Below are 26,045 nucleotides of genomic sequence, written 5' to 3' on the forward strand. Positions count from 1 at the left end.
GCAACTCCAAGTCTTTTCATTTATTAAAATACTAATCGAATCAGGGCCATGGACACAATACCAACGATCACAGCATAGAGGAGATTCTTACTCTTAAATGCTACAATTACCGTTGGCACCGTAGCCAGTATTTCCATCCACTTAAACTGCGGCAAGTGACCGATTTTCTCAGTCATGAGGCTTGAGAGAATCAGGGCAAAGAGAATAGAAACTGGTAGATAGTGCAAAAATCGAACAATAATATCTGGTAAGCCCTTGTATTTAACCAAGACAAAGGGAAGAACACGAGGAACCCAGCTGACCACAAACCCAAGTAGAATAGCAATGAGAATAAACTTATTGACGGCCATCACACATCACCCCCACACTACATCCAATCAAAGTTGCCACTAGAACTGCCAAAGATTCTGATAAGATGATACTAAAGCTCAGATAAGTCACCGCAATAGATAGTAGAATCGAGAGTAGCTTACGCACACCTTCCCCTAACAAGGCATCAATCTGGCTACTTAACAAGCCGATAAACATAGCAATTAAGGCAAAATCCAAGCCAAAAAGCTCAGGATTAGGAATCATTGAACCAATCAAGCAACCAATTACTGATAATACAATCCAAACCAGATAACTGAAAATATTGTTACCATGCATCCAGTTAGCGGAAATATCTTTATGATGCACATATTCTCCCAACAAGACTCCGTAACTTTCATCCGTAATCAGACTACCAATTCCCAGCTGATTCCAGAGACTTGTTTTTGTAAAAATCGTCGTTGCATGTAAACTCATCAACATGTTACGCAAATTAACCAAGAAAACAGTCAAGGTTAACTCACCCAGGCTGGCCCCTGCAACCACTAAGGCACACATGGCAAATTGAGCCGAACCACCGTAAACCAAGGCACACATAAGACCAACTTCAAGAGCTGATAGTCCCGAAGCCGCTGCTACCACACCAAAGGCAAGGCCAATAGCCACATAACCTAGAGCTGTGGGTACTGCGGCTTTCACACCCAAACGAAAGTCAGACACACACAATCCTTTCTAAAGGAACCTCTTACCAGACTAGTAAGAGGTTCTTCTTATTCTTCAAATCCTTCAAAAGCTAGACTTGGCTTAGCATTCAAGTCCAAATCAGAAAAATGTTTCTTATCACATTCAATAGCTGCTGCTAAGGCAATCATGCCAGCATTATCACCACAGAGACGTAAAGGTGGGATGACTACATCCACATCTGTGATTTCTTCAGCCAAACGTTCACGTAATCCCTGATTAGCTGCTACGCCACCAGCCACAACAAATGTCTTGACAGAATAACGGTCCAAGGCTTTCTTGGTCTTAGCTAGGAGAATATCCAAAACAGCTGCTTGGAAGGAAGCACAAAGGTCTTCTTTGACTAGAACTTCTCCCTTTTGCTCTGCATTGTGATGTAAATTGATAAAGGCTGACTTCAAACCTGAAAATGAAAATTCCAAGTTTTCTTCTTTAATCATAGCACGTGGAAAATCATAAACATCTTTCCCTTTATGAGCCAATTCATCAATTTCACGTCCGGCTGGATAGGTCAAGCCCATCACACGCCCGACCTTGTCATAGGCCTCACCAACTGCATCATCACGTGTCTCACCAACAATCTTGTAATTTCCCGGTTCTGACACATAAACCAACTCTGTATGTCCCCCAGACACCAAAAGTGCTAAGAGGGGATATTCTAACTCTTGAACCTCACGCGCCGCCATCAGATGCCCAGCCATATGATTAACTGGAATCAAAGGCAAACCATGAGCCCAAGCAAAGGCCTTAGCCGCTGCCATGCCAACTAAAAGTGCCCCGACCAAACCTGGACCATAGGTTACCGCTACAGCATCTAGTTGTTCAGCACTAATGCCCGCATCTGAAAGGGCATCCTTAATACAAAGAGTCACCACTTCCACATGGTGACGACTAGCCACCTCAGGAACAACACCACCAAAACGTTTATGGCTTTCCACCTGACTGGCAATAATATTACTTAAAAGTTCCTTTTCATTTTTCAAAACGGCAACTGAAGTCTCGTCACACGAGCTCTCCACTGCCAAAATATATCTATCTGCCATTAGACTTCCTCTCGCCTCATGATAACCGCATCCTCTTGAGGCTCATGATAATAATTTTTTCGAATTCCTAGATTTTCAAAACCAAATTTTCTATAAAGTGCCTGAGCGACTTGATTTGAAGCCCTAACTTCAAGAAAGATTGGCTCACTACGATCTTCCAAATGCTTCATCAACTGACTAGCATAACCACGCCCTTGATAAGCTTTTAAAACGGCGATATTGGTCACCTCAAGCTCACCCACCAAATTTTGAAGAGCTAAAAAACCAACAACTTCTTCCTGATCATACACATAGAAATATTCCGTAGTATCTAAAGCCAAGTCTGCTGCCACTTGTTCTATCGTCCAAGGAGACTTGTCATAAACATCCGACAAAATCTGATAAATCAGTTGAGCTTGCTCTTGGCTACTCAATCTAGACGCGCTTGATGTAGTTGTCACGATTAGTCTCCTCATGCGTCTTGAGCCAATTCTCCTCTGCCTCAACCCGCTTCAAGTAATGTGGAACAAAAGCATCCACATCAACAGAAGGCAAATACAAACCTAAACGACCAATTAACTGAGCTGATGGAAGGCTTGACAAAACAGTTGCATTTGGAAGATTTTCCTTAATCTGATCCACAAAATTAGCCACTTCACCGACAAATGTTACCTTCTCATAAGCTTTAGCCTGCTCTAAAACATCTGCAAAAGCGGCATGATGGTCAGAAACGATGGCTTGACCATTTTCATAAAAGCCAACGTAGACATTGTTACGACGGGCATCCATAATAGGAATCACAATGCCATCAGCCGTAAGGTCCGTCAGGGCCTGTAGACTTGAAACTCCCACCAAATCAATACCAAGAGCATAGGCCAAAGTCTTGGCAGTTGCGACAGCCACACGAAGCCCTGTATAGGATCCAGGACCCTGGGCAACTACTATACGTTCTAAATCAGCTGGCTGCCATCCTGCCTGAGCAACCAAAAAATCAATAGTCGGCATCAAACTAATGCTGTGGTTCTTTTTTACCGTCACAGTTGACTCTGCCACTAGGTTCTCATCTTCCAACAAAGCTACTGACAAAGCCGTACTAGAAGTATCAAATGCTAATATTTTCATCTTTTTTCCTTGCTTCCTTTTATGCTTCTCTATTATAACACAAGTCTCTACTTCCCATAAACGAACATTTTCCAACTTTTTCCGCCATTTTCTTTATCTAGCCCCTATCTTATGGTACAATAATAGTAATTGCAAACGAATCAAGGCTACTAGCTATTACTCATAAAAGTGAATATCATAACGTCAAGTGAATCCCTGAATGATTGACTTGACCGGTTTTTTTATAGAATGGCAGAGCCTTTTGTAAAGAAAGGAAAACCATGATTTATAAAGTTTTTTACCAAGAAACTAAAGAGCGTAACCCACGCCGTGAACAGACAAAATCACTCTACTTAGATATTGATGCAGAAAATGAGCTTGCAGGCCGTATCCAAGCTCGTCAAATTATTGAAAATAACACCGCCTACAACATCGAATACATCGAGCTTCTTTCAGAAAAAGCTCTTGAATACGAAAAGGAAACAGGCGTGTTTGAAGTAACGGAGTTCTAAGACCATGACATCAAAAATCAATCTAAAACCTGAAGAAGTTGGGGTTTATGCGATTGGTGGTTTGGGAGAAATCGGTAAGAACACCTACGGTATTGAATACCAAGATGAGATTATCATCGTCGATGCAGGTATTAAATTCCCTGAGGATGATCTTCTCGGTATTGACTATGTCATCCCAGACTATTCTTACATCGTTGAAAACGTTGACCGTGTCAAGGCTCTTGTCATTACTCACGGTCACGAAGACCATATCGGTGGTATCCCCTTCCTTCTTAAGCAGGCAAATATCCCAATCTACGCAGGGCCGCTTGCCCTCGCCCTCATCAAAGGAAAATTGGAAGAACACGGACTACTTCGTGACGCACAACTCTACGAAATTAATGCTAATACAGAGCTTACTTTCAAAAATCTTAGCGTAACTTTCTTCCGTACGACTCACTCTATTCCAGAGCCGCTCGGAATTGTCATCCATACACCTCAAGGTAAAGTCGTTTGTACCGGTGACTTTAAGTTCGACTTCACTCCAGTTGGTGAACCAGCAGACCTTCATCGCATGGCTGCTCTTGGTGAAGAAGGCGTCCTTTGCCTCCTCTCCGACTCAACCAATGCCGAAGTACCAACTTTCACTAATTCTGAGAAGGTGGTTGGCCAATCCATCATGAAAATCATTGAAGGCATTCATGGACGTATTATCTTCGCTTCATTTGCCTCTAACATTTTCCGTCTTCAACAAGCTGCTGAGGCCGCTGTAAAAACCGGTCGTAAGATTGTTGTCTTTGGACGCTCTATGGAAAAAGCCATTGTTAATGGTGTAGAGCTAGGTTATATCAAGGTTCCAAAAGGAACTATCATCGATCCTAGTGAGATGAAGAATTATCATGCTAGTGAGATTCTTATCATGTGTACCGGTTCTCAAGGAGAACCTATGGCAGCCCTAGCACGTATCGCTAATGGTATGCACCGACAAGTGACACTACAACCTGGTGATACTGTCATCTTCTCATCTAGCCCTATTCCAGGAAACACAACCAGCGTTAACCGTTTGATTAATACTATCCAAGAAGCTGGTGTAGATGTCATCCATGGTAAGATTAACAACATCCATACCTCTGGACACGGTGGTCAACAAGAGCAAAAACTGATGCTTCGTTTGATCAAACCAAAATTCTTTATGCCTGTTCACGGTGAATACCGTATGCAGAAAGTCCACGCAGGACTTGCAATTGACTGTGATATTCCTAAAGATAATATCTTTATCATGGAAAACGGTGATGTTCTTGCCCTAACTAAAGACTCTGCTCGTCGTGCAGGTCACTTCAATGCCCAAGACATCTATGTAGATGGTAATGGTGTCGGTGATATTGGAGCTGCAGTCCTACGTGACCGCCGAGATCTTTCAGAAGATGGGGTTGTCCTTGCCGTAGCAACTGTTGATTTCAAATCTAAGATGATTTTGGCTGGTCCAGACATCCTTAGCCGTGGTTTTATCTACATGCGTGAATCAGGCGATCTCATTCGTGAAAGCCAACGTATTCTATTTAATGCTATTCGTATCGCCCTTAAAAATAAGGATGCTAGCATACAATCCGTTAACGGAGCTATCGTCAATGCGTTACGACCATTCCTATACGAAAAAACAGAGCGTGAGCCTATCATCATCCCAATGATTCTCACTCCTGATAAATAAAAAAATATGGTAGCTTTGTCGCTACCATATTTTTTCGGCTCTAATTTCACCCAGTGTACAACTCTTCTCAAGTAAAAAAGCGCCGCAATGAGCGCTTCTTCTTATGCACCTGGATAAATGTAAGATACTGAACCTGGTGTTGTTGAATTTTGTGGGTCAAACCAACCACGATAGTTATCGATGTGTTGCTGATTGTTATAGTTAGATTCCAAGATTTGAATTTGTCCATCTTGACCGACTTGTGTGACATATCCAACGTGTCCATAGCCACCATCAGTCCAACATACAATTGATCCAGCAGCAGGTGTCGAACCTACAGCATAACCTTGGCTAGCAGCGCTTCCTGCCCAATCACCACCATTACCCCACCAGTTACTTGCCCATGGAGCAACTTCTTTAACACCCCATGTACATTGACCAACTGGATAACGATTCCAGGTAGCGTCTGAATCAGAAGCTGTAACCTCTGAAGAAGTTTCAGTTGCCTCTGTATCTGCTACAGTAGCAGTTGCCCCAGAAACGTCCAGAGTTTCACCAGGAACAATAGTTGACCAGATAGTCATACCGTTCTCAGCTGCTAATTGATAAGGGTCTACCCCATACTGACTGGCAATTCCAAAGAACGAATCTCCATTTTGAATTGTATAAGCATCAGCCTTGGCTGTTTGTGCGACTGTAAGACCTAGTAATAATGCACTTGAAGCTGCTGCCAGAGCAGCTTTTTTTGTAGTTTTCATAATTCCCCCTGAATAAGATTAATATGGAATAAGTGTAACACTCTCATATTTTAATGCGATTAAGGAAGAGTAAAGAAATATAACAAAAATAAACAAGTCTGTTAAAAGTACGTAATTTGTCCAAGAACTTAATTAATCAAAAAGAAAACCAGGAAAACCTGGTTTTCAAAGAAATATTATTAGTAAATATCCAAATAATTATCAATTTCCCATTGTGAAACGAAGGTTGCGTAACTTGCCCATTCCATACGTTTCGCGTCAAGGAAGTTTGTATAGATATGATTACCCAAAGCTTGACGAACCACTTCATCTGTTTCCAAGGCTTTAAGAGCGTTACGAAGTGTTGATGGCAAATCAATGATCCCAGCTTCTTTACGTTCTTCAGGAGACATTGAATAAATGTTTGTTTCAACTGGCTCTGGTGCTTCAATCTTGTTAATAATACCATCAAGACCTGCTTCCAAAAGAACAGCAAGTGCCAAGTATGGGTTTGCCATTGGGTCTACTGAGCGCAATTCCAAACGTGTACCCATACCACGAGAAGCAGGAACGCGGATTAATGGTGAACGGTTGCTACCTGCCCATGCAATATATACAGGAGCTTCGTAACCTGGAACCAAACGTTTATAAGAGTTAACCGTTGGGTTAATAATGGCAGTATAGTTATAGGCGTGTTTCATCAATCCACCAAGGAAGTAATAGGCATCTTGAGATAATTGCATACCACGTGGATCTTCTGGATCGAAGAAAGCATTTCCTTCATCAGTGAAGAGAGACATATTACAGTGCATACCACTACCAGCAATACCGTATTTAGGTTTCGCCATAAATGTAGCATAGAGACCATGTTTACGAGCAATTGTCTTAACAACTAGCTTAAACATTTGAATATTATCACATGCTTTCAAAACATCAGCATATTTGAAATCAATTTCATGTTGACCAACTGCTACTTCATGGTGAGAAGCTTCAACTTCAAAGCCCATTTCTGTCAAAACGTTAACAATTTCACGGCGTGTATTATCTGCAAGGTCAGTTGGAGCAAGGTCGAAATAACCACCTTTATCGTTTACTTCAAGTGTAGGATTGCCTAGTTCATCCAATTTGAAAAGGAAGAATTCTGGTTCTGGTCCAAGGTTAAATGATTTGTAACCCACTTCTTCCATATGACGCAATGCCTTTTTCAAGTTACCACGTGGATCACCTGCAAATGGTTCTCCTGCAGAAGTATAAATATCACAAATAAGACCTGCCACTGCACCATTTTCATCACCCCAAGGGAAAACTGTCCAAGTATCAAGATCTGGGTAAAGATACATATCAGATTCATTGATACGAACGAATCCCTCAATTGATGAACCATCAAACATTGCTTTATTTGAAAGTACCTTATCCAACTGTTCATCTGTCGCAGGAATTTCAACATTCTTCATAACTCCAAGGATATCAGAGAACATTAAACGCAAGAAAGTAACATTCTTTTCTTTGACTTCGCGACGAATATCAGCTGCTGTGATTGCCATAATAGGGGTCTCCTTTATAAAAAAACAAAAATAAAAGTTCAAGGCGTAATTAGATACGCAAGTTACCAAATTGTTGTGACGGGGTCGTAAAACGGCCTTGCTGGAGGAGTTCATCATGCAAAATACGTCGAACATCTGCATCCGTTAAGGTCACTTGTTTTTGTTGTGCACGAACTTCACGTTCTTCGTATTCACGTTTAATCGCTGCAATATTATAACCATCATCTAAAAAATCTTTGATTTCCAACAAACGGTCCATATCATTCAGTGAGTACATACGACGATTTCCTGCTGTACGCTCAGGTTGAATCAACCCTTGATCTTCATAGTAACGAATTTGACGAGCAGTTAAATCTGTCAACTTCATAACTGTTCCAATCGGAAAAACAGCCAAGGAACGTCTCAGTTCTTTTTCTCTTGCCATGATTATCCTCCTTTCCTAACAATTATATTCTGAATATTTCTACATGTCAACCGTTTATGTTACTTTTTCTAACATAATGAGTAATTCCCGAACATTTCGTCATTTATTTACTTAAATTGTGGAGTTTTGTCATTGAAAACAGAAAAATAGAGCCCCTGAGAACTCTATTATTCTTATTTTAGGTATTTAATCAGCCAATTATAATCATAGTTCACGAGGATAGCAATAAAAACACCACAAAAGGTCTCAAAAACCCGGGCAATAACATAAACAAAAGTATCATTAGGTGGGATAGATAAGGTAATAATTAGCAGTGCCGCAACTCCTCCAATAACACCAGAGGAATTATTGAAAGACACATTAATCACAATAGTTAACATGGTTAAAATTGGAATCAATATCAATGTCACCCAAACCGAATGATCAAACAACATATTCACAAAATAAAATAAAAGAGACAGCAGACCTCCAACCGTGTTTGCAAAAATACGTGACTTCCCAAATTGAATACTTCTATCAAAGTTTTCACGAAGGCTGAAGACAGCAGTTAAACAACCAATCTGAAGCCCTTCCCATCCTAAAGCAGAAAACAAGCCTAAAACAAGAAAGACAGCAATCCCCGTCTTCAGTGTACGCATACCAAATTTAAATTTTTCGGTTCAAATTTCAATCCCATTCAACTATTTTAACATGATTATGAAACTTTTGGCTATTCTAAATGATTTTGATTACATATTCTTCACTAAATATTTTTAAAATGACAACGTAAAAAGAGTTGGTTACCCAACTCTTTTCATTCTAATTAGATTATTTATCAGTAAGAGCAGCCAATCCTGGAAGTTCTTTACCTTCAAGGAGTTCCATAGATGCACCACCACCAGTAGAGATCCATGAGAATTTATCTGCACGTCCAAGGTTGATGGCAGCTGCTGCTGAGTCACCACCACCGATGATTGATTTAACACCTGGTTGTTTCACAATAGCATCCATCACACCGATTGTACCAGCTTGGAAGTCAGGGTTTTCAAATACACCCATAGGACCGTTCCATACAACTGTTTTCGCACCAGTCAAGGCTTTATCGAATTCAGCAATTGATTTAGGACCGATATCAAGTCCAAGGAATCCTGGATCTACTGCTTCACCTTCAGTGTCTTTCACTTCAGTGTAGTCAGCAAATGCATTAGCTTCTTTTGAGTCAACTGGCAATATCAATTTACCATTTGATTTTTCAAGAAGAGCTTTAGCAACATCAAGTTTGTCTTCTTCTACAAGTGAGTTACCAATTTCGATACCTTGTGCTTTATAGAATGTGTAAGTCATACCACCACCGATAAGGACTTTATCAGCTTTAGCAAGAAGGTTTTCGATAACACCAATCTTGTCAGATACTTTAGATCCACCAAGGATTGCTACGAATGGACGTTCTGGAGTTTCAACTGCTTCTTTGATGTAAGCAATTTCGTTTTCAAGAAGGAAACCAGCAACAGCTTTATCAACGTTTGCTGAAATACCAACGTTTGATGCGTGTGCACGGTGAGCTGTACCGAATGCATCGTTTACGAAGATGCCATCCCCAAGTGATGCCCAGTATTTACCAAGTTCAGGATCGTTTTTAGATTCTTTCTTGCCATCAACATCTTCGAAACGAGTGTTTTCAACCAAGAGAACTTGTCCATCTTCAAGAGCGTTAACAGCTGCTTCCAATTCAGCACCACGTGTAACACCTGGGATAAATTTCACTTCTTGACCCAATTTAGCAGCCAAGTCAGCAGCTACAGGAGCAAGTGATTTACCTTCTTTATCAGCTTCTTCTTTTACACGTCCAAGGTGAGAGAAGAGGATTGCACGCCCACCTTGTTCAAGGATATACTTGATTGTTGGAAGAGCAGCAGTGATACGGTTATCATTAGTGATCACACCGTCTTTTACAGGAACGTTGAAGTCAACACGAACGAGAACTTTTTTCCCTTTCAAGTCAACATCTTTAACAGTCAATTTAGCCATTTGATCAGACTCCTTAATTTTTTAATACGTTTTCATTATATCACAAAATACCTAAAAGAGATAGCAAAATCAGAAGGATTTCTAGCTTATTACTAGTACAAGTACATCTATCATATAATCAAAATAGAAAGGTAGAATAGTAATGAAAAAACTACTAAATAAAATTCAGAAAGAAGCTAATCACGATTTTAATATAATCCTCAAACTTACACTTAATCCTCTTTTCTTCTTTCTTACTTTTAAACAAACACTATTTTCCTACATTAACCAAACCTCAGTCTCACTATGGACACGTTTAATCCTATTAGCCAGTTTGCAATTTGCCATTGCAGTTTTTGAAACGCTTTTTAACTTGCTTCAAAAGAGCCATTATTTTCTGTACAAAAAAGAAGAGCCTAAGCCCTTCTTAATATACTATTGAATTATTTAGCAATTTTTGCGAAGTATTCAAGAGTACGTACAAGTTGTGAAGTGTATGACATTTCATTGTCGTACCATGACACAGTTTTAACCAATTGATGTCCATCAACAGTTTGAACTTTAGTTTGAGTTGCGTCAAACAATGAACCGAATGACATACCAACAACGTCAGAAGATACGATTGGATCTTCAGTGTAACCGTAAGATTCGTTAGCAGCTGCTTTCATTGCTGCGTTAACTTCATCAACAGTTACTTCTTTGTTAAGGACTGAAACCAATTCAGTTACAGAACCTGTTGGAACTGGAACACGTTGAGCAGCACCGTCAAGTTTACCGTTCAATTCAGGGATAACCAAACCGATAGCTTTAGCAGCACCAGTTGAGTTAGGAACGATGTTAGCAGCACCAGCACGAGCACGACGCAAATCACCTTTACGGTGTGGTCCATCAAGAATCATTTGGTCTCCAGTGTAAGCGTGGATAGTAGTCATCAAACCTTGTTTAATACCAAAGTTATCTTGCAATGCTTTAGCCATTGGTGCCAAACAGTTAGTTGTACATGAAGCACCTGAAATAACTGTTTCAGTACCATCAAGTGTATCGTGGTTAGTGTTGAATACGATTGTTTTAACATCGCTTCCACCAGGAGCAGTGATAACAACTTTCTTAGCACCACCGTTAGCGTGCAAGTGTTTTTCAGCAGCTGCTTTAGTTGCAAAGAAACCAGTTGCTTCAAGAACGATTTCTACACCGTCACTAGCCCAGTCAATTTGTTCTGGATCACGTTCAGCAGAAACTTTAACGAATTTACCGTTAACTTCAAATCCACCTTCTTTTACTTCAACAGTTCCGTTGAAACGACCTTGAGTTGTGTCATATTTCAACAAATGTGCAAGCATTGTAGGATCTGTAAGGTCATTGATGCGAGTAACTTCAACACCTTCTACGTTTTGGATACGACGGAAAGCAAGACGACCAATACGACCGAAACCGTTAATACCAACTTTAACTACCATTAGTGATTTCCTCCTTATGAAAATCAAATAAATATAATTTTGAGAGCAAGCTCTCCCTAGTGTGAAAAGATTAACTTGAGCGCTTTCAATCTAACCTTTCAACAGTCATATTATATAATTTTTTCAAAAAATTGCAAATAGAAAAGGCACTTACTTTCATAAGTACCTTAACTTTTATATGTGCTAATTAAGCTTCACCAGAGTTTTTCTTGATGATTTCTTCTTGAACTGATTTAGGAACATCTTCATAGTGGTCAAATACCATCATGAATGTACCACGTCCTTGAGTTGCAGAACGAAGTGTTGTTGCATAACCGAACATTTCAGCAAGTGGAACATATGCACGAACGATTTGGCTATTACCGTGTGCTTCCATACCATCAACACGTCCACGACGAGCTGTAACGTGACCCATAACATCACCAAGGTTTTCTTCAGGAACTGTGATTGTTACAAGCATCATTGGTTCAAGGATAGTTGGTTGTGCAGTCTTAGCAGCTTCTTTAAGTGCGAGAGATGCAGCGATCTTGAAGGCAGTTTCAGATGAATCGACATCGTGGTATGAACCATCGTAAAGCTTAGCTTTGATGTCAACCATTGGGTATCCAGCAAGGACACCGTTAGCCATAGATTCTTCCAATCCTTTTCTACTGCAGGGATGAATTCACGTGGAACCACACCACCGACAATAGCATTTTCGAATTCGAAACCTTTACCTTCTTCGTTTGGAGTAAATTCAATCCAAACGTCACCAAATTGACCTTTACCACCTGATTGGCGTTTGAAGAATCCACGTGCTTGTGTAGCTGCACGGAATGTTTCACGGTATGATACCTGTGGAGCACCAACATTGGCTTCAACTTTGTGTTCACGTTTCAAACGGTCAACAAGGACGTCAAGGTGAAGTTCACCCATACCAGAGATAACTGTTTCACCTGTTTCAGGGTTTGTTTCAACACGGAATGTTGGATCTTCTTCAGCAAGTTTTTGAAGACCGATACCCATCTTATCTTGGTCAGCTTTAGTCTTAGGTTCAACCATCAATTGGATAACTGGTTCTGGAACTTCGATTGATTCAAGAATGATTTTTGCTTTTTCATCAGTCAATGAGTCACCAGTTGTTGTATCTTTCAAACCGATAGCTGCGGCGATATCACCAGCATAAACTTGTTCAATTTCGTGACGGCTGTTAGCGTGCATTTGAAGGATACGTCCGATACGTTCACGTTTACCCTTAGAAGTGTTCATTACATATGAACCAGATTGAAGGACACCTGAGTAAACACGGATGAATGTCAAACGACCTACGAATGGGTCAGTCATAATCTTGAAGGCAAGAGCTGCAAATGGCTCATCATCAGATGCTGGACGAGTTTCTTCTTCGTCAGTATCTGGGTTAACACCTTTGATTGCTGGAATATCAAGTGGGCTTGGAAGGTAATCAATAACTGCATCAAGCATCAATTGAACACCTTTGTTCTTGAAGGCAGAACCACAAAGAACTGGGAAGAATTCAACATTGATTGTTGCACGACGGATAGCTGCTTTCAATTCTTCATTTGTGATTTCTTCACCTTCAAGGTATTTCATCATCAAATCTTCGTCAGTTTCAGCTACAGCTTCAATCAATTTTTCACGGTATTCGTTAGCTTGATCAACGTATTCAGCTGGGATATCTTCTTCAAGAATATCTGTACCAAGGTCGTTAGTATAGATTTCAGCCTTCATCTTAATCAAGTCAATGATACCACGGAAATCATCTTCAGCACCGATTGGCAATTGAATTGGGTGAGCGTTCGCTTGAAGACGATCGTGAAGTGTGCTTACTGAGTAAAGGAAGTCAGCACCGATTTTATCCATCTTGTTGGCAAATACGATACGTGGAACACCATACTCAGTTGCTTGACGCCAAACTGTTTCAGTTTGAGGTTCTACACCTGATTGTGAGTCAAGAACGGTTACGGCACCATCCAATACACGGAGTGAACGTTGTACTTCGATAGTGAAGTCCACGTGTCCTGGTGTATCGATGATATTAACACGGTGACCATCCCATTGCGCTGTTGTAGCGGCAGAAGTGATTGTGATACCACGTTCTTGTTCTTGCTCCATCCAGTCCATTTGTGATGCACCTTCGTGAGTTTCACCGATTTTGTGAATTTTACCAGTGTAGTAAAGGATACGCTCTGTTGTAGTTGTTTTACCGGCATCGACGTGGGCCATGATACCGATATTACGAGTTTTTGCAAGTGAAAATTCGCGTGCCATTAGGTTTATTCTCCTATAAAAATTTTAGTTTACTTATTTATTATAACATTATTGTCAAAAAACGGATAGGCAGGACCTACCCGTTCTCATTGGTCTTTGATTTGTTGCTTTCAACTCGCAGATGAGTTGAAAAAGAACTCAAGAGCTACCCGAGCTCAATTGAACCCAGGCTAAAAGCTTGGAAAATAGATAAGCTTTCCTAGAATCTTTGATTCTACGTCAAGCTTCCTAATTTTCAATCGCTTTTTTAACGCCCTCAGTATCTTATTCTTACCAGCGGAAGTGAGCAAAGGCACGGTTAGCTTCAGCCATTTTGTGAGTATCTTCACGTTTCTTAACTGATGCACCAGTGTTGTTTGCAGCATCCATAATTTCTTTAGCAAGGCGGTCTTTCATAGTGTGTTCACCACGCGCACGTGATGCGTTAACCAACCAACGTAGGCCAAGTGTTGTACGACGTTCTGGACGAACTTCAACTGGGACTTGGTAGTTTGAACCACCGACACGACGTGCACGTACTTCAAGTACAGGCATGATGTTGTCCATAGCTGTTTCAAATACTTCAAGAGCATCGTTTCCAGTTGCTTCTTTGATTTGTTCGAAAGCATCGTATACGATTGTTGCAGCAGTACCACGTTTACCGTCAAGCATTACACGGTTGATAAGACGTGTAACGATTTTTGAATTGTACAATGGATCTGCCAATACTTCGCGTTTAGGCGCTCTATTTTTACGACTCATTTTATCTTATCTCCCTTCTTATCCTTTAGGACGTTTAGCACCGTATTTAGAACGGCTTTGTTTACGATCAGCTACACCTGCAGTATCAAGTGCACCACGGACGATGTGGTAACGTACCCCTGGAAGGTCTTTTACACGTCCACCACGGATAAGAACAACGCTGTGTTCTTGGAGGTTGTGTCCAATACCTGGGATGTAAGCAGTAACTTCGATAAGGTTGCTCAAACGTACACGAGCGAATTTACGAAGGGCTGAGTTAGGTTTTTTAGGTGTCATTGTTCCAACACGTGTTGCAACACCACGTTTTTGTGGTGAAGATACATTAGTTTGAACTTTTTTGTGGCTATTGTAACCAACGTTCAAAGCTGGTGATTTAGATTTAACAACTTTTGATTGACGTGGTTTACGAACCAATTGGTTAATTGTAGGCATCTACATTCTCCTGTGTTTTTTATTTTGGTTGATATGGCACTTGGTGACAGCCCATATCTGGGTGTACTTTTGCAACTTATGTCAGCACGTCTCTGTACACTTTTGAGAGACCAAAAGTAAAAAGTACCGTCTAATATAATACCATTTTTTGAGGAACCTTGTCAAGAATTTCTTGCCAAAAAGAAAATTCCTAAGCATTAGATTAGGAATTACCTTTTAAGTTTTTATTTATCGAAAATATTACCTACTTCAACTTCTACTTTTTGCGATTTTACATCGATATCAGATACAGTAAGCAATGATTTGTATTCATGAATATCTCGGTCGCCTTTGGCATTCTCTGCAAATACAGCTACACCCACTAATTCACTATCAAATTCTGAAAGTAAGCTAATCATACCGGTAATGGTGCCGCCACCCTTAAGAAAATCGTCAACAATAAGCACACGACTATTGGGTTTCAAGCTACGTTTTGATAGAAACATTTTTTCAATACGGTCACTTGATCCGCTGACATAGTTCACTGAGACGGTAGAGCCTTCTGTGATTTTCAAATCACGACGTACAATAACAAAGGGAATGTTTAGGACATCTGCTACTGCATTTGCCAAAGGAACACCTTTTGTTGCAACAGTCATAACAGCATCAATCTTTTGACCCTTAAATGCGCTAGCAATAATACGTCCAACATTCTTCAAAATAGAAGGCGTACTCAATAAATCAGACAAATAGAGATACCCACCCGGTAGGATACGATCACTCTCAGAAAGTCTCTCACAGAGACCTTCGACTAAACTTCTTGCATCTTCATCGGAAATGGTTGGTGTAAACATAACACCACCAGAGGCCCCTGTTACTGTTTCAATTTCACCTATCTGACTCTCTTCAAAAGCTTTCTTAATGATTGCAATATCTTCTGAGATTGAAGATTTTGCAGCTTCATAACGCTCTGCAAAGGTATTAAGACTTGTCAACTGATAGGGATTATTAATCAGGTAGTTTGAAATCACTACCATGCGCTCACTTCGTTTTAATTTCATAAATCACCTATAATTTCTGTACTTTTTTACTATTATACCATAACACATTAAAAAACGAACATTTTTGCCTTAATGCTCGTTTACTTTCGATTTTAATCAAATTTTGGTTTATAGAAGGAACGATTGTCCATAGCAAAGAGACGATTAGTCATTTCTCCAGGTCCAACTAGGTTAAGAGCTGTCATCATCATCATCATACTAGCATCAAGATTATCAATCATATGGATAACCTCCGCTTCCATGATACGAGGACGAACTGGGCTTCCGTATTCTAATTGTCCGTGGTGACTTAAAATGACATGACGTAAAACAACAACATCCTCACGTGTATCATCAATGTTAAGTTCCATGAGAACCTTGGTAATTTCTTCATCAATCAAGGCGATATGCCCAATCAAGTTACCTCGAACAGTATACTCTGTATTTTCCGGACCAGTCAATTCAATAACTTTAGCCAAATCATGGAGCATGATTCCCGCAAAGAGCAGACTCTTATTTAGTTCCGGATAAACATCCCCAATACTGTCTGCTAAACGAACCATTGTAGCTGTATGATAGGCCAACCCACTTTCAAAAGCATGGTGATTTGTTTTAGCAGCAGGAAAACTAAAAAACTCCTTGTTATACTTTCGATAAAGAGCACGGACCACACGTTGCCATGTAGCTTCCTCTATTTTGAAAATCATCTGTTCAAGATACTCACGCACTTCAGACGGATTTACCGGTGGTTTTTCCTTAAAATCAGCTGGATCATTTGGTTCTCCAAATGCAGGCAAACGTAAAGTAATTTGATTTACCTGAGGAGTATTATTATAAACCTCTCGACGTCCTTCCATATGAACTACCTTACCAGCTGTAAATTCCTCAACATTATAAGGCTGAGCATCCCAAAGATTTCCCGAAATTTCACCAGAATCATCTTGGAAGGTAAAGGCAATATAGTCTTTACCAGCCCTTGTCTTACGTACTTCTGCACGCTTAATCAGATAAAAGCCTTCAAAATACTCGTCTTTTTTCATTTGATTAATTTTCATGCTTGTCCTCATTTTCTAATTGTGGTAGATCTAACAAACTTTGTGTCGCACTATCTTGGTAGGTTTCAATGGTATCAAGAGCTCTAACAATAGCCCTGCTTCTTGTATTGAGCAGACTATCAACAGTTTTACTGGCTGTATTTAATTGTTTTTGAGCCTTGGCAAGCATATCTCCAAACTTACCGAACTCCAGTTTGACGTTGCCTAAAATCTTACTGATATCATCCGCATTTTTTGAATGTTCAAGGTCCTGAATCCTACTGACAATGAATTCAATAGTGCAGACAATGTTGATGGCCCGGCAATAACAATATTCTCCTCACGACGAAGAGCGTCAAAGAATGAGGGTTGACGTACGACCTCAGCATAAAGCCCTTCCGTCGGCAAAAATAATATACCAAAATTTGTGGTTTCAGGTGGATTAAGATACTTCTTGTTAATATCCTTAGCAAATCGCTTAATGCTAGCCAAAAGTGATTTACGATGATTCTCGATTTGCTCTTTATTTCCGGACTCATAAGCATCTTCCAAGCGATAGTAGTCTTCAAGAGGAAACTTAGAGTCAATAGGCAGATAGATATATTCGTCCTTGTGGTTTCCTGGCATCTTAACCGCATATTCAACTCGCTCAGTTGAACCCGACACTGTCGGAAACTCTCTCTCGTATTGATTAGCAGTCAATATATCTTCAATAATTTGTCCTAATTGAAGTTCTCCCATAATACCACGTGTTTTTGTATTTGAAAGGACCTTATTGAGACTTCCAACATCCCTAGCAACATTTTTCATTTCCCCCAGACCTTGGTTAACAGACTCCAGCTGTCTTGACACCGTCTCAAAGGAAGCTTGTAATCGTGTCTGTAACGTTTGCTCAAGTTTCTCTTCAACTGTCTGACGCATTTGTTCCAAACGTTTCTCATTGGAATCCTGCATTTCTTTAACGGCCTTCGTCAAGCTCTGGTTTATTTGCTCTAGGCGCTGGTCAGAGCGATCTCGATTATCAGACAAGTTTTGGTGTAAAACTTCTCTGATATCCGTTAATTGTCGATAGAGTTCTTTCTGCAATTGATTCAATTGCCTTGTTGTTTCAAGTTGGTTTGCCTTGGCAAAGCTTTCTAACTGAAAAGACAGTTGATCTGAAAGATTATCTGCATTTCCCTCCAGACTCTTATTAATCTGACCCTTTAACTCCGCATTTTTCAATAAAAGAACAACAAGAATTCCTAAACTTAACAAGGTCAAAAGTGTAAGCAGGTAAATCATACTAACTCCTATCTTTAGTCTGAATGACAATCACGTATCCATTTGGAACTACAACATGAATGGGGCCATCAAGGAATTCATTACTAGAATAGTTTTTCTTTTGAAAATAATTCCTATCAGTTAATTCGTACTTTGCGCCCAAAATCGTCAATTCCCCAGTTCCTTCTTGTAAGAAAGAAACGTAAGTCATCCCTGGTTCAGGAAAAATATCATGTTTTCCTTCTGGACAATAAGTAACCTTATTTTGCTTATCTCTCAAACAGATACGACTCATAAAGGGAGCTAGTTCAGGATCACTAGCCAGAAATACATTTGACAACATATGGTCCAATCTACCACCAAATGCACCAAAAATAGTTACTTCAGCTTCAGGGAAAGCTTGAAAAATCAATTTTAAAGCTAACTCAGTGTCCGTGTCATCCTTCTCAGCGGGAGCCTTCTTACAAGATTTAGCTATCGATTGAATGACGTTTAATTCTGACTCGGAGACAGAATCAAAATCCCCTACAGCCAAGTCAAGAGGTAACCCCCACTCCAATAAGTACAAACAAGCACGGTCCACTCCAACAAAATAATCAAAATCGGTAGTGAACCAATCTAGCTCACCACCGACAAACAAAGCTACTTTAGGCATCGATAGCATCACGAAGTGTTTGAACTTGAGCAGTTAAATCAGGATTCTTAAAGAGATAAGAACCTGCTACAAATACGTTAGCTCCTGCCTTGGCACATGCAGCAATCGTCTTATTATCTACACCACCATCAACCTCAATATCAAATGAATAGCCACCTTTTTGGCGAAGTTCGACAACACGTTCCACTTTAGACATCATTTCTGGAATGAAAGCTTGACCGCCAAAGCCTGGATTTACAGTCATGATGAGCACTTGATCCACTAAATCAAGCACAGGAATAAGTGCCTCAACTGGGGTTCCTGGATTAATCACAGCACCTGCTTTCATACCAGCAGCCTTTATCTTCTGAAGAGCACCATGAATATGTTTAGTCGCTTCAACATGAATCGTCATGATATCTGCACCAGCTTGTGCATAGGCATCCACATAACGCTCAGGATCAACAACCATAAGGTGACAATCAAAAACTAACTTGCTGTGTTTACGCATACTAGCAACCACATCTGCTCCCCAACTAATATTAGGAACAAACTGACCGTCCATAATATCAATGTGAACATATTCTGCACCCGATGCATCAACACGAGCCAATTCTGAAGCAAAATTAGCGTAATCAGCAGCTAGGATAGAAGGAGCAATTTTATATGACATGAGAGACCTACTTTCTTTTGATAGTTTTTTTATATGTTTCGCGACGGTTTTCAATTTCACTCAAAAATTGAAGGTAATTATCATAACGCACTTGCCAGATTCGTCCATTCTCCACCTCATCTTTAACAGCGCAAGAAGGCTCGTGCGTATGGGTACAAGATCGAAACTTACAACCATGACTGGCTTGACGAATTTCTGGAAAAGATTCACTCAAATCTTCTGCATTATCCACTTCATAATCTAAGGAAGAAAATCCAGGTGTATCTGCAATTTTCCCACCATGCACATCATAAAGACTCACAGCTCTTGTTGTGTGACGTCCACGCCCCAGACTGTCGGAAATTTCACCCGTTTCTAGCTTCAACTCAGGAGCAATACGGTTCAATAAAGTTGATTTACCCACACCTGTCTGCCCCATAAATACGGTAACTTTATGGGCCAAGAGAGGTAAGAGTTCTTCCAAAGTGAAAACGAAATCAAAACCAATTTTTTGGTACTTTTTTTGAATCTCCTTCATTTCCGAATCATCTTCAATCAAATCCATTTTAGAAATATAGATTACAGGTTTTATATGTTTGTGTTCTAATAAGACCAAAAAACGGTCCAAAAGATTACTATTAAAATCTGGTTCCTTAGCAGACATAATAACCACAGCCTGATCAATATTGACAATAGGTGGACGCACTAAACTATTAATGCGTTGCCCAATTTTAAGAATATAGCCTTCTGAATTTTCCTCCGCTGAAAATTCAACAAAATCTCCAACGTAAGGCGTCTGCCCTTTTTTCTAAAATTTCCTCGTGCACGCGTCTGGTATACAACACCATCATGCTCTACATAATAGAAACCTGCCAGCGCTTTGATAATTCTTCCTTGCAAGTGAACTCCTCATTCGTTTAATAGCCTTATTATACCACAAAACTGCAAGCATATCTGACCCAAAACAAGTAAGGAGCTCAATTCCTTTGGGCTCCTTGCATTTTTACTAATTTGCAGTATAATAAGCATAACATCTGCGGAGGTGGTGGAATGGCAGACACGCATGCTTCAGGCGCATGTGCTCTTACGAGCGTGAGGGTTCAAATCCCTTTCTCCGCATCATTGTACAGAAAATCCCGCTGACATTTATGTTCAGTGGGATTTTTAAGCTATAAACCTGCTTCGCTCAAAGCATCAGATAAACGGGCAAAATCAGGTATAGATAGAGCCTCTCCACGAATAGAAGGCTTTATATTTGCATTTCCCAAAGCCTGCTCAAGTTTAGTTTTGACTTCTTCAGATTTACCAAAATGACTTGTCAAATTATTCCAAAGTGTCTTACGACGATGCACAAAGCTAATCTTCGATACACGGAAAAAGAAATCTTCGTCTTTAACTTCAACCAGAGGTTGCTCACGACGCGTCATCTTCAAAATAGCCGAGTCAACATTAGGTGCTGGTACAAAAACTGTACGTGGGACAACAAATGCCACCTTAGCAGTCATATAATACTGAACAGCGATTGATAACGAACCATAGGCCTTGGTATTGGGCTCTGCAGAAATACGGTCAGCAACCTCTTTTTGCATCATAACAACAAATTCTGCAAAAGGAATCTTACTCTCAATCAAATGCATTAAAATTGGTGTCGTAATATAGTATGGTAGGTTGGCTACGACCTTAATTGGTAGGTTTGGATTTTTAAATTCTTTGACACGTGTCTGTAAATCTGCCTTGAGAACATCTTCGTTAATCACTTTAATATTATCATGGTCACGTAGTGTATCTTCCAAAATTGGAACCAAACGCTCATCGATTTCAAAAGCCATAACCTCTGCAGCATTTTCAGCCAAAAACTCAGTTAATGCTCCGATACCAGGTCCAATTTCGATAACATTGACATTTTTATCAATCTCTGCCGTATCTACTATCTTTTGTAAAATATTTGTATCTGTTAAAAAGTTCTGTCCAAAAGACTTCTTAAAGGTAAAGCCGTGACGCTCAAGAACAGCCTTGGTCACGCTATAATCTGCAATTCTCATTTCTTCTCTCTTCTTATTGTTATATTACGATTCTGCTTACTCGAGCCAAAAAATAAGGTTGATACTTTTACAGTTCATTAACTGGAATAACTATTTCAAATTCAACCTCAGCAGTCACCTGCCTAATCAGAACACCGATATATTCTAGTAACGGGCCATAGCCTCTTCAAGCTCCTCTAATGTAATTCCAAATAATTCCAAACGTTTTAAAAGCTGCTTTCCATTGCAATAACCAATACGAAGCGTTTCTCCCAAATATTCTCGACGTTTTCGACTGTCTGCTCCCATTACTAGTCCTAAACGCATAAGATCTGATTTCCTAATATCAAACTGATTATCATCATCATAACTACCTAGGACTCCTGCCAAAGCTTTTTGAAGATCCTCGAAACTAGCATGCTCAACCCCTAGAGAACGCCCCTTTGTCTTGGATTTGGGAACAGCTTCACCACGATTTAAAAAAGCATGCTTGGCCGTTGGGACAGCTCCCATAATGATTTTACGGATACGTTCTCCATTATAATCCGGATCAGTAAAAACAATAACACCACGTAAGTCATTAAGCTTATCAATACGCTCTAAGTCATCTTCATTAATAGCAGAACCTCTAGTTTCATAGGTGTCCACCTCATAAAAACGTCTCAAGTTTGCCGTATCATCCTTACCCTCTACAACGATGACTTCTTGAATTTTTATTTTAGTCATTAAGCCCAAAAATCCTCATTGCATTGTCATAAGTAGCTCTTGCAACTTCTTCACTTGTTAATCCACGAAGCTCAGCAATCTTGTCTACTACGTAACGTGTATAGCCGGTACGATTCTCACGACCACGTTTCGGAACAGGTGCCAAATAAGGTGCATCCGTTTCAACCAGAATCCTATCTAAAGGCAATTTCTGAGCAGCTTCTTGGACATCCAATGCTTTTTTAAAGGTAACAACACCTGAAAAGGAAATCATCATTCCAAGATCAACAAATTTTTGAGCCATTTCTAAGGATCCTGAGTACGAGTGCATAATACCACCACGGGGACCAACTCCAACTTCTTTAATGACATCGTAAGTATCTTCAAGTGCATCTCGTGTATGGACAACAAAAGGTAAATTATATTTCTTTGATAAGCCTATTTGACGCTTAAAGACCTCAATCTGAACCTCTTTAGGATCTTCCATCCAATAGTAGTCCAATCCAATTTCACCAAGTGCCACTACTTTCGGATTATCCAATTGTGATACAATCATATCCTCAATTTCCTGAGAATAGGACCCCGCTTCTGTAGGATGCCATCCAATCGTACTATAGAGTTGATCATATTGCTCTGAAAGTTCTAAAGACTTATCAATTGTCGGTTTATCAAAACCAACAATATTCATTTTAGTAACACCAAGTTCCGCTGCAAAATCTATTTCTTCTTGTTCTTTTCCTGCAAAATTATCCACATTAAGATGGGTATGCGTATCAAAAATTTTAATCATAGGTCTATTATAACAAAAAGGAGCGAGCTTAGCTCACTCATCCTTTCATTTATTAAACAAAGAGTCGCATATATTCTATCTTTGTACAGCGATTCATTACAATATCCTGGTGTCCTGCCTGACGTAGCATGATTTCAGCTTCTTCATTTTCAATACCAATCTGACTCCAAAAAACTTTGGCATCCGCTTCAAGGAAATCAGAGGCAACATCTGGCAAAAACTCACTACGTCGAAAAACATCAACAATATCGACCGAAAACGGAATATCCTTTAGTTGACCATAGACATGCTCTCCAAGAATTTCTTGCCCCTCAAGCTTCGGATTAACCGGTACAATACGATAGCCGGCAGTTTTTAAAAAATGCGCAACTTGGTAGGCTGCTGTTTCTTTTCTATGAGACAAACCAACAATGGCAATCGTTTTGGCCGATTTCAAATAAGAATCGATAACCTCTTCACTAGGATTTTGAAATGTGTAAGTCATAAGAATCTCCTCCTATTTCAATTAACTAAAATAAAAATCCCTGAACGGGATTTCGTCGATTACTTAACCAAGCTCAGCAACGATGGCCTTAATTTGATCTTTCGTATGTACACCTGCAACCTGCTTAACAACTTCACCATCTTTTTTGAAGAGCAAAGTTGGAATAGACATAATTCCAAACTTTTGAGCTGTTTCTGGATTCTCATCAACATCAATTTTGACAATCTTGAGTTCGTCCTCTGAAACCTCTTCAGAAAGCTGTTCAAGAATAGGGGCCTGCATCAAACAAGGCCCACACCAAGTTGCCCAGAAATCAATCAAAACCAGACCCTCAGCTGTCTCTTTTTCAAAGGTGGCATCTGTTACTACTTGCGTCATTTCATTATCCTCCTAGATATAGTAAACATTTGTAGACCTATTCTATATGATTCTACAGAGCATTGCAAGAATTTGATACAGACATAAAAAATTCATATCAAATATTAGTCATTGCCTATCATAGACATCGCTTGCCCACAACATAGCTTGGATGTATAATAATAAAAACACTATAAAAAATAGAAAAGAGTACATATGGATAAAGATGCAATGATTACCTATCTCATAGGTGAACTCAAAAAAGAAAATCTAGAATTACATGATTTGATTGTTCCAGAAGAGCTCGAGAAAAAGCAAAGACTCCTAAGAGCACTCTTTAATACACGTAAACCAATGGCAGCGTCAACACAATTCTTGACCATCCAAGACCTTTACCTACAAGTTAGAAAAGGAGAACGTGGAATTGTACAACTCAACACACTCCGTCCAATTCCTCAAGATGACCAAATTTACATCTGGAAAGGTGATATCACAAAACTCGAAGTAGATGCTATCGTAAATGCTGCAAATAAGACCTTACTGGGTTGCATGAAGCCACTTCATGATTGTGTTGATAATGCTATCCACACTTATGCAGGAGTACAGCTTCGCCAATCTTGTTACGAACTCATTTTAGAGCAAGGATATGAGGAACCAGTAGGAATGGCTAAAATTACGCCAGCTTACAATCTTCCTTCTGCATTCGTTATACACACAGTAGGCCCAAAGATAGAAAACCAACCAACACAAATTGATGAAGATCTTTTAGCTAAATGCTATCTATCTGTATTGGCACTAGCTGAAAAAATAACATTGAGTCCATCGCAATTCCATGCATCTCAACAGGAGACTTTAATTTTCCAAAACAAAAGGCTGCGACAATTGCAATTCAGACTGTTAAAGACTTTATAAAAGACTCTACAACCGTTAAAAAAGTTATTTTTAATGTATTTGATGATGATAATTTAAGTATTTATCAAGAACTCCTTACAAAATAAAAAGGTTAGAATAAAAATTCTAACCTTAAGTATTAAACAGGTAAACTTAAAACAGCCAGTGAGGCAAGACAATCATTTAAAACAATTGTCTTACTTCACTTTTTTATTTTAACTCAGACTGTTCTTTTAACAAATCAAAGAATATTGGATAATCTCGTTTTAGATTAACAAACTTACCTTCTTTAGACATAAAGCTATGTTCAGAAACAGCAGTACAAACAATAGTCCCATCTTGATTTAGCATACGATATTCAAAAGAAAGTCTTGCAGATTTAACTCCTTTAACAGTAATCTCTATAGAGATCTCATCCGCAAAAGTCGAAGTAGCTTTATATTCACAAGACAGAGAAGTAACCGGAGAAATTATTCCTTCCTCTTCTATTCTTTCATAAGGCCAACCAATTTCCCTAAGAAATAATGTTCTAGCCTCCTCCATCCATCGAACATAATTAGAATGATGAGTAATACCCATTCTATCCGTTTCATAATACTGGACCTCGTGTTTATAAATAAACATAAGAACCTCCCAATACATTAAAAATTAGGAAATAAAATCCAAAATATCTTCTTCAGAAAGTGAAGAATCACAAACGACCTTGACAGAACCATTTTCTGATACAAAAAGTGCCGGAACAGTTGCAATACCATATCGATTACGTAACCCTTGAATTTCCTCAAGTTCTTCCTCATTTTCACTATTAACGTAGAAAATATTAAAATTAGAACTATGAGCAACATTCGATAATTTAGGTTCAAAACGTTGACAATAAGGACAAGAAGGTCTACCAATAAATAAAATGAACTTTTCTCCAGAAGCAATTTTCTCTTTAACTAAAGACACTGAAGCTGGAGTAAAATCCGAAGCAAAAATAGACATAATGACACCTCACAAATAAAAGTATAGTCCTATGATAGCTGAATTCGACCTAATAAACAAGTAAATAAATTGAAAACAAAAAAGGTCAGACAAAGTCTGACCACAAGTACTATACTCCGCCAGTAGGACTCGAACCTACGACATCATGATTAACAGTCATGCGCTACTACCAACTGAGCTATGGCGGATAAATGCTAAGCGACTACCATATCTAACAGGGGGCAACCCCCAACTACTTCAGGCGTTCTAGGGCTTAACTGCTGTGTTCGGC

26 protein-coding genes, 2 tRNA genes and 4 pseudogenes are annotated in these 26,045 nt (G+C 39.5%); 4 read left to right on the top strand and 28 right to left on the bottom strand.

From position 1 onward, the window contains the following. Window positions 1-23: 23 nt before the first annotated feature. Genes HSISS2_RS09445 through tsaB form a run of 5 tightly spaced genes read right to left on the bottom strand, consistent with a single transcriptional unit; the run spans window position 24 to window position 3,194 of the window. Entirely contained in the window at window positions 24-350 is a 327-nt protein-coding gene (locus HSISS2_RS09445; protein WP_002889303.1) for an AzlD domain-containing protein, read from the bottom strand. Then, on the bottom strand, window positions 337-1,029 hold the full coding sequence (locus HSISS2_RS09450) for an AzlC family ABC transporter permease (protein ID WP_021146503.1): 693 nt from the start codon (window positions 1,027-1,029) through the stop codon (window positions 337-339). The genes HSISS2_RS09445 and HSISS2_RS09450 overlap by 14 nt, the downstream gene beginning before the upstream one ends. A gap of 50 nt (window positions 1,030-1,079) precedes the next feature. Then, entirely contained in the window at window positions 1,080-2,093 is a 1,014-nt protein-coding gene (gene tsaD, locus HSISS2_RS09455) for a tRNA (adenosine(37)-N6)-threonylcarbamoyltransferase complex transferase subunit TsaD (protein ID WP_021146504.1), read from the bottom strand. Next, window positions 2,093-2,548, bottom strand: coding sequence for a ribosomal protein S18-alanine N-acetyltransferase (gene rimI, locus HSISS2_RS09460; RefSeq protein ID WP_042767138.1), 456 nt, complete (start codon window positions 2,546-2,548; stop codon window positions 2,093-2,095). Before rimI ends, tsaD begins: the two co-directional genes overlap by 1 nt. Beyond that, complete coding sequence (tsaB, locus tag HSISS2_RS09465) at window positions 2,508-3,194, bottom strand: tRNA (adenosine(37)-N6)-threonylcarbamoyltransferase complex dimerization subunit type 1 TsaB (RefSeq protein ID WP_021146506.1); 687 nt, start codon at window positions 3,192-3,194, stop codon at window positions 2,508-2,510. Before tsaB ends, rimI begins: the two co-directional genes overlap by 41 nt. Before the next feature lie 260 nt (window positions 3,195-3,454). Between tsaB and HSISS2_RS09470 the strand changes: the two genes are divergently transcribed. After that, complete coding sequence (locus HSISS2_RS09470) at window positions 3,455-3,685, top strand: DNA-dependent RNA polymerase subunit epsilon (protein ID WP_002889311.1); 231 nt, start codon at window positions 3,455-3,457, stop codon at window positions 3,683-3,685. Between the two features lie 4 nt (window positions 3,686-3,689). Beyond that, the gene (locus HSISS2_RS09475; RefSeq protein WP_002889315.1) at window positions 3,690-5,372 is read left to right on the top strand and encodes a ribonuclease J; all 1,683 of its coding nucleotides are present in this window, start codon (window positions 3,690-3,692) and stop codon (window positions 5,370-5,372) included. A gap of 101 nt (window positions 5,373-5,473) precedes the next feature. Here HSISS2_RS09475 and HSISS2_RS09480 read toward each other — a convergent pair whose 3' ends face one another. From HSISS2_RS09480 to rsgA, 15 genes and pseudogenes are all read right to left on the bottom strand, one after another. Then, window positions 5,474-6,109: a CHAP domain-containing protein gene (locus tag HSISS2_RS09480; RefSeq protein WP_021146507.1), complete on the bottom strand. Its 636-nt coding sequence runs from the start codon at window positions 6,107-6,109 to the stop codon at window positions 5,474-5,476. 179 nt (window positions 6,110-6,288) lie between these two features. Then, window positions 6,289-7,632: a type I glutamate--ammonia ligase gene (gene glnA, locus HSISS2_RS09485; protein ID WP_002889319.1), complete on the bottom strand. Its 1,344-nt coding sequence runs from the start codon at window positions 7,630-7,632 to the stop codon at window positions 6,289-6,291. A 49-nt stretch (window positions 7,633-7,681) separates the two neighbouring features. Next, a complete protein-coding gene (locus HSISS2_RS09490; RefSeq protein WP_002889321.1) occupies window positions 7,682-8,056 on the bottom strand; it encodes a MerR family transcriptional regulator in 375 nt (124 codons plus the stop codon). Window positions 8,057-8,229: 173 nt separating this feature from the next. Beyond that, window positions 8,230-8,694 (bottom strand): aromatic acid exporter family protein, encoded by a 465-nt coding sequence (locus HSISS2_RS09495; protein ID WP_021146508.1) that lies wholly within the window; start codon window positions 8,692-8,694, stop codon window positions 8,230-8,232. 169 nt (window positions 8,695-8,863) lie between these two features. Then, window positions 8,864-10,063: a phosphoglycerate kinase gene (locus HSISS2_RS09500; RefSeq protein ID WP_021146509.1), complete on the bottom strand. Its 1,200-nt coding sequence runs from the start codon at window positions 10,061-10,063 to the stop codon at window positions 8,864-8,866. Window positions 10,064-10,485: 422 nt separating this feature from the next. Beyond that, entirely contained in the window at window positions 10,486-11,499 is a 1,014-nt protein-coding gene (gene gap, locus HSISS2_RS09510; RefSeq protein WP_008535634.1) for a type I glyceraldehyde-3-phosphate dehydrogenase, read from the bottom strand. 187 nt (window positions 11,500-11,686) lie between these two features. Further along, a pseudogene (fusA, locus tag HSISS2_RS09515) lies at window positions 11,687-13,767 on the bottom strand (elongation factor G). Window positions 13,768-14,037: 270 nt separating this feature from the next. Next, window positions 14,038-14,508, bottom strand: coding sequence for a 30S ribosomal protein S7 (gene rpsG / locus HSISS2_RS09520; RefSeq protein ID WP_002884746.1), 471 nt, complete (start codon window positions 14,506-14,508; stop codon window positions 14,038-14,040). 18 nt (window positions 14,509-14,526) lie between these two features. After that, on the bottom strand, window positions 14,527-14,940 hold the full coding sequence (rpsL, locus tag HSISS2_RS09525; RefSeq protein WP_002884809.1) for a 30S ribosomal protein S12: 414 nt from the start codon (window positions 14,938-14,940) through the stop codon (window positions 14,527-14,529). A 224-nt stretch (window positions 14,941-15,164) separates the two neighbouring features. Next, window positions 15,165-15,980: a pur operon repressor gene (gene purR / locus HSISS2_RS09530; protein ID WP_008535638.1), complete on the bottom strand. Its 816-nt coding sequence runs from the start codon at window positions 15,978-15,980 to the stop codon at window positions 15,165-15,167. A gap of 92 nt (window positions 15,981-16,072) precedes the next feature. After that, a complete protein-coding gene (locus HSISS2_RS09535; protein ID WP_021146512.1) occupies window positions 16,073-17,014 on the bottom strand; it encodes a 3'-5' exoribonuclease YhaM family protein in 942 nt (313 codons plus the stop codon). Continuing rightward, window positions 17,004-18,277 (bottom strand): annotated as a pseudogene (locus HSISS2_RS09540) (DNA recombination protein RmuC). Before HSISS2_RS09540 ends, HSISS2_RS09535 begins: the two are co-directional and overlap by 11 nt. Window position 18,278: 1 nt before the next feature. Then, window positions 18,279-18,911: a thiamine diphosphokinase gene (locus tag HSISS2_RS09545; RefSeq protein WP_021146515.1), complete on the bottom strand. Its 633-nt coding sequence runs from the start codon at window positions 18,909-18,911 to the stop codon at window positions 18,279-18,281. Next, window positions 18,904-19,563: a ribulose-phosphate 3-epimerase gene (rpe, locus tag HSISS2_RS09550; RefSeq protein WP_002889333.1), complete on the bottom strand. Its 660-nt coding sequence runs from the start codon at window positions 19,561-19,563 to the stop codon at window positions 18,904-18,906. The genes HSISS2_RS09545 and rpe overlap by 8 nt, the downstream gene beginning before the upstream one ends. A gap of 7 nt (window positions 19,564-19,570) precedes the next feature. After that, a pseudogene (gene rsgA, locus HSISS2_RS09555) lies at window positions 19,571-20,442 on the bottom strand (ribosome small subunit-dependent GTPase A). Between the two features lie 136 nt (window positions 20,443-20,578). Between rsgA and HSISS2_RS09560 the strand changes: the two are divergent. Next, window positions 20,579-20,661, top strand: a tRNA-Leu gene (locus HSISS2_RS09560). Between the two features lie 50 nt (window positions 20,662-20,711). Here HSISS2_RS09560 and rsmA read toward each other — a convergent pair. From rsmA to trxA, 5 genes are all read right to left on the bottom strand, one after another. Beyond that, window positions 20,712-21,584 carry a 16S rRNA (adenine(1518)-N(6)/adenine(1519)-N(6))-dimethyltransferase RsmA gene (rsmA, locus tag HSISS2_RS09565; RefSeq protein WP_021146517.1) on the bottom strand — a complete coding sequence of 291 codons (873 nt, stop codon included), beginning with the start codon at window positions 21,582-21,584 and terminating at the stop codon, window positions 20,712-20,714. Window positions 21,585-21,728: 144 nt separating this feature from the next. After that, window positions 21,729-22,289, bottom strand: coding sequence for a ribonuclease M5 (rnmV, locus tag HSISS2_RS09570; protein WP_021146518.1), 561 nt, complete (start codon window positions 22,287-22,289; stop codon window positions 21,729-21,731). Continuing rightward, window positions 22,282-23,058: a TatD family hydrolase gene (locus HSISS2_RS09575; RefSeq protein WP_021146519.1), complete on the bottom strand. Its 777-nt coding sequence runs from the start codon at window positions 23,056-23,058 to the stop codon at window positions 22,282-22,284. Before HSISS2_RS09575 ends, rnmV begins: the two co-directional genes overlap by 8 nt. A gap of 52 nt (window positions 23,059-23,110) precedes the next feature. Further along, window positions 23,111-23,542 carry a CoA-binding protein gene (locus tag HSISS2_RS09580; protein ID WP_021146520.1) on the bottom strand — a complete coding sequence of 144 codons (432 nt, stop codon included), beginning with the start codon at window positions 23,540-23,542 and terminating at the stop codon, window positions 23,111-23,113. A 63-nt stretch (window positions 23,543-23,605) separates the two neighbouring features. After that, window positions 23,606-23,920, bottom strand: coding sequence for a thioredoxin (gene trxA, locus HSISS2_RS09585; protein WP_002889340.1), 315 nt, complete (start codon window positions 23,918-23,920; stop codon window positions 23,606-23,608). Window positions 23,921-24,115: 195 nt separating this feature from the next. On the opposite strand from trxA, the pseudogene HSISS2_RS09590 reads away from it, so the two are divergent. Then, window positions 24,116-24,897: pseudogene (locus HSISS2_RS09590) on the top strand (protein-ADP-ribose hydrolase). Between the two features lie 103 nt (window positions 24,898-25,000). Here HSISS2_RS09590 and HSISS2_RS09595 read toward each other — a convergent pair. The 3 genes from HSISS2_RS09595 to HSISS2_RS09605 form a co-directional block, all read right to left on the bottom strand. Then, window positions 25,001-25,414: a thioesterase family protein gene (locus tag HSISS2_RS09595; RefSeq protein WP_021146522.1), complete on the bottom strand. Its 414-nt coding sequence runs from the start codon at window positions 25,412-25,414 to the stop codon at window positions 25,001-25,003. 24 nt (window positions 25,415-25,438) lie between these two features. After that, a complete protein-coding gene (traF, locus tag HSISS2_RS09600) occupies window positions 25,439-25,774 on the bottom strand; it encodes a conjugal transfer protein TraF (protein ID WP_008535651.1) in 336 nt (111 codons plus the stop codon). Between the two features lie 114 nt (window positions 25,775-25,888). Continuing rightward, window positions 25,889-25,962, bottom strand: a tRNA-Asn gene (locus HSISS2_RS09605). Window positions 25,963-26,045 lie beyond the last annotated feature (83 nt).

The sequence above is a fragment of the Streptococcus sp. HSISS2 genome, from assembly GCF_000448665.1.
GTDB lineage: Bacteria > Bacillota > Bacilli > Lactobacillales > Streptococcaceae > Streptococcus > Streptococcus raffinosi.

Coding starts and splice junctions, on each gene's coding strand:
- HSISS2_RS09445 (WP_002889303.1), bottom strand. CDS start 350: ATGGCCGTCAATAAGTTTATTCTCATTGCTATTCTACTTGGGTTTGTG.
- tsaD (WP_021146504.1), bottom strand. CDS start 2,093: ATGGCAGATAGATATATTTTGGCAGTGGAGAGCTCGTGTGACGAGACT.
- rimI (WP_042767138.1), bottom strand. CDS start 2,548: ATGAGGAGACTAATCGTGACAACTACATCAAGCGCGTCTAGATTGAGT.
- tsaB (WP_021146506.1), bottom strand. CDS start 3,194: ATGAAAATATTAGCATTTGATACTTCTAGTACGGCTTTGTCAGTAGCT.
- HSISS2_RS09470 (WP_002889311.1), top strand. CDS start 3,455: ATGATTTATAAAGTTTTTTACCAAGAAACTAAAGAGCGTAACCCACGC.
- HSISS2_RS09475 (WP_002889315.1), top strand. CDS start 3,690: ATGACATCAAAAATCAATCTAAAACCTGAAGAAGTTGGGGTTTATGCG.
- HSISS2_RS09480 (WP_021146507.1), bottom strand. CDS start 6,109: ATGAAAACTACAAAAAAAGCTGCTCTGGCAGCAGCTTCAAGTGCATTA.
- glnA (WP_002889319.1), bottom strand. CDS start 7,632: ATGGCAATCACAGCAGCTGATATTCGTCGCGAAGTCAAAGAAAAGAAT.
- HSISS2_RS09490 (WP_002889321.1), bottom strand. CDS start 8,056: ATGGCAAGAGAAAAAGAACTGAGACGTTCCTTGGCTGTTTTTCCGATT.
- HSISS2_RS09495 (WP_021146508.1), bottom strand. CDS start 8,694: ATGCGTACACTGAAGACGGGGATTGCTGTCTTTCTTGTTTTAGGCTTG.
- HSISS2_RS09500 (WP_021146509.1), bottom strand. CDS start 10,063: ATGGCTAAATTGACTGTTAAAGATGTTGACTTGAAAGGGAAAAAAGTT.
- gap (WP_008535634.1), bottom strand. CDS start 11,499: ATGGTAGTTAAAGTTGGTATTAACGGTTTCGGTCGTATTGGTCGTCTT.
- rpsG (WP_002884746.1), bottom strand. CDS start 14,508: ATGAGTCGTAAAAATAGAGCGCCTAAACGCGAAGTATTGGCAGATCCA.
- rpsL (WP_002884809.1), bottom strand. CDS start 14,940: ATGCCTACAATTAACCAATTGGTTCGTAAACCACGTCAATCAAAAGTT.
- purR (WP_008535638.1), bottom strand. CDS start 15,980: ATGAAATTAAAACGAAGTGAGCGCATGGTAGTGATTTCAAACTACCTG.
- HSISS2_RS09535 (WP_021146512.1), bottom strand. CDS start 17,014: ATGAAAATTAATCAAATGAAAAAAGACGAGTATTTTGAAGGCTTTTAT.
- HSISS2_RS09545 (WP_021146515.1), bottom strand. CDS start 18,911: ATGCCTAAAGTAGCTTTGTTTGTCGGTGGTGAGCTAGATTGGTTCACT.
- rpe (WP_002889333.1), bottom strand. CDS start 19,563: ATGTCATATAAAATTGCTCCTTCTATCCTAGCTGCTGATTACGCTAAT.
- rsmA (WP_021146517.1), bottom strand. CDS start 21,584: ATGAGAATTGCAGATTATAGCGTGACCAAGGCTGTTCTTGAGCGTCAC.
- rnmV (WP_021146518.1), bottom strand. CDS start 22,289: ATGACTAAAATAAAAATTCAAGAAGTCATCGTTGTAGAGGGTAAGGAT.
- HSISS2_RS09575 (WP_021146519.1), bottom strand. CDS start 23,058: ATGATTAAAATTTTTGATACGCATACCCATCTTAATGTGGATAATTTT.
- HSISS2_RS09580 (WP_021146520.1), bottom strand. CDS start 23,542: ATGACTTACACATTTCAAAATCCTAGTGAAGAGGTTATCGATTCTTAT.
- trxA (WP_002889340.1), bottom strand. CDS start 23,920: ATGACGCAAGTAGTAACAGATGCCACCTTTGAAAAAGAGACAGCTGAG.
- HSISS2_RS09595 (WP_021146522.1), bottom strand. CDS start 25,414: ATGTTTATTTATAAACACGAGGTCCAGTATTATGAAACGGATAGAATG.
- traF (WP_008535651.1), bottom strand. CDS start 25,774: ATGTCTATTTTTGCTTCGGATTTTACTCCAGCTTCAGTGTCTTTAGTT.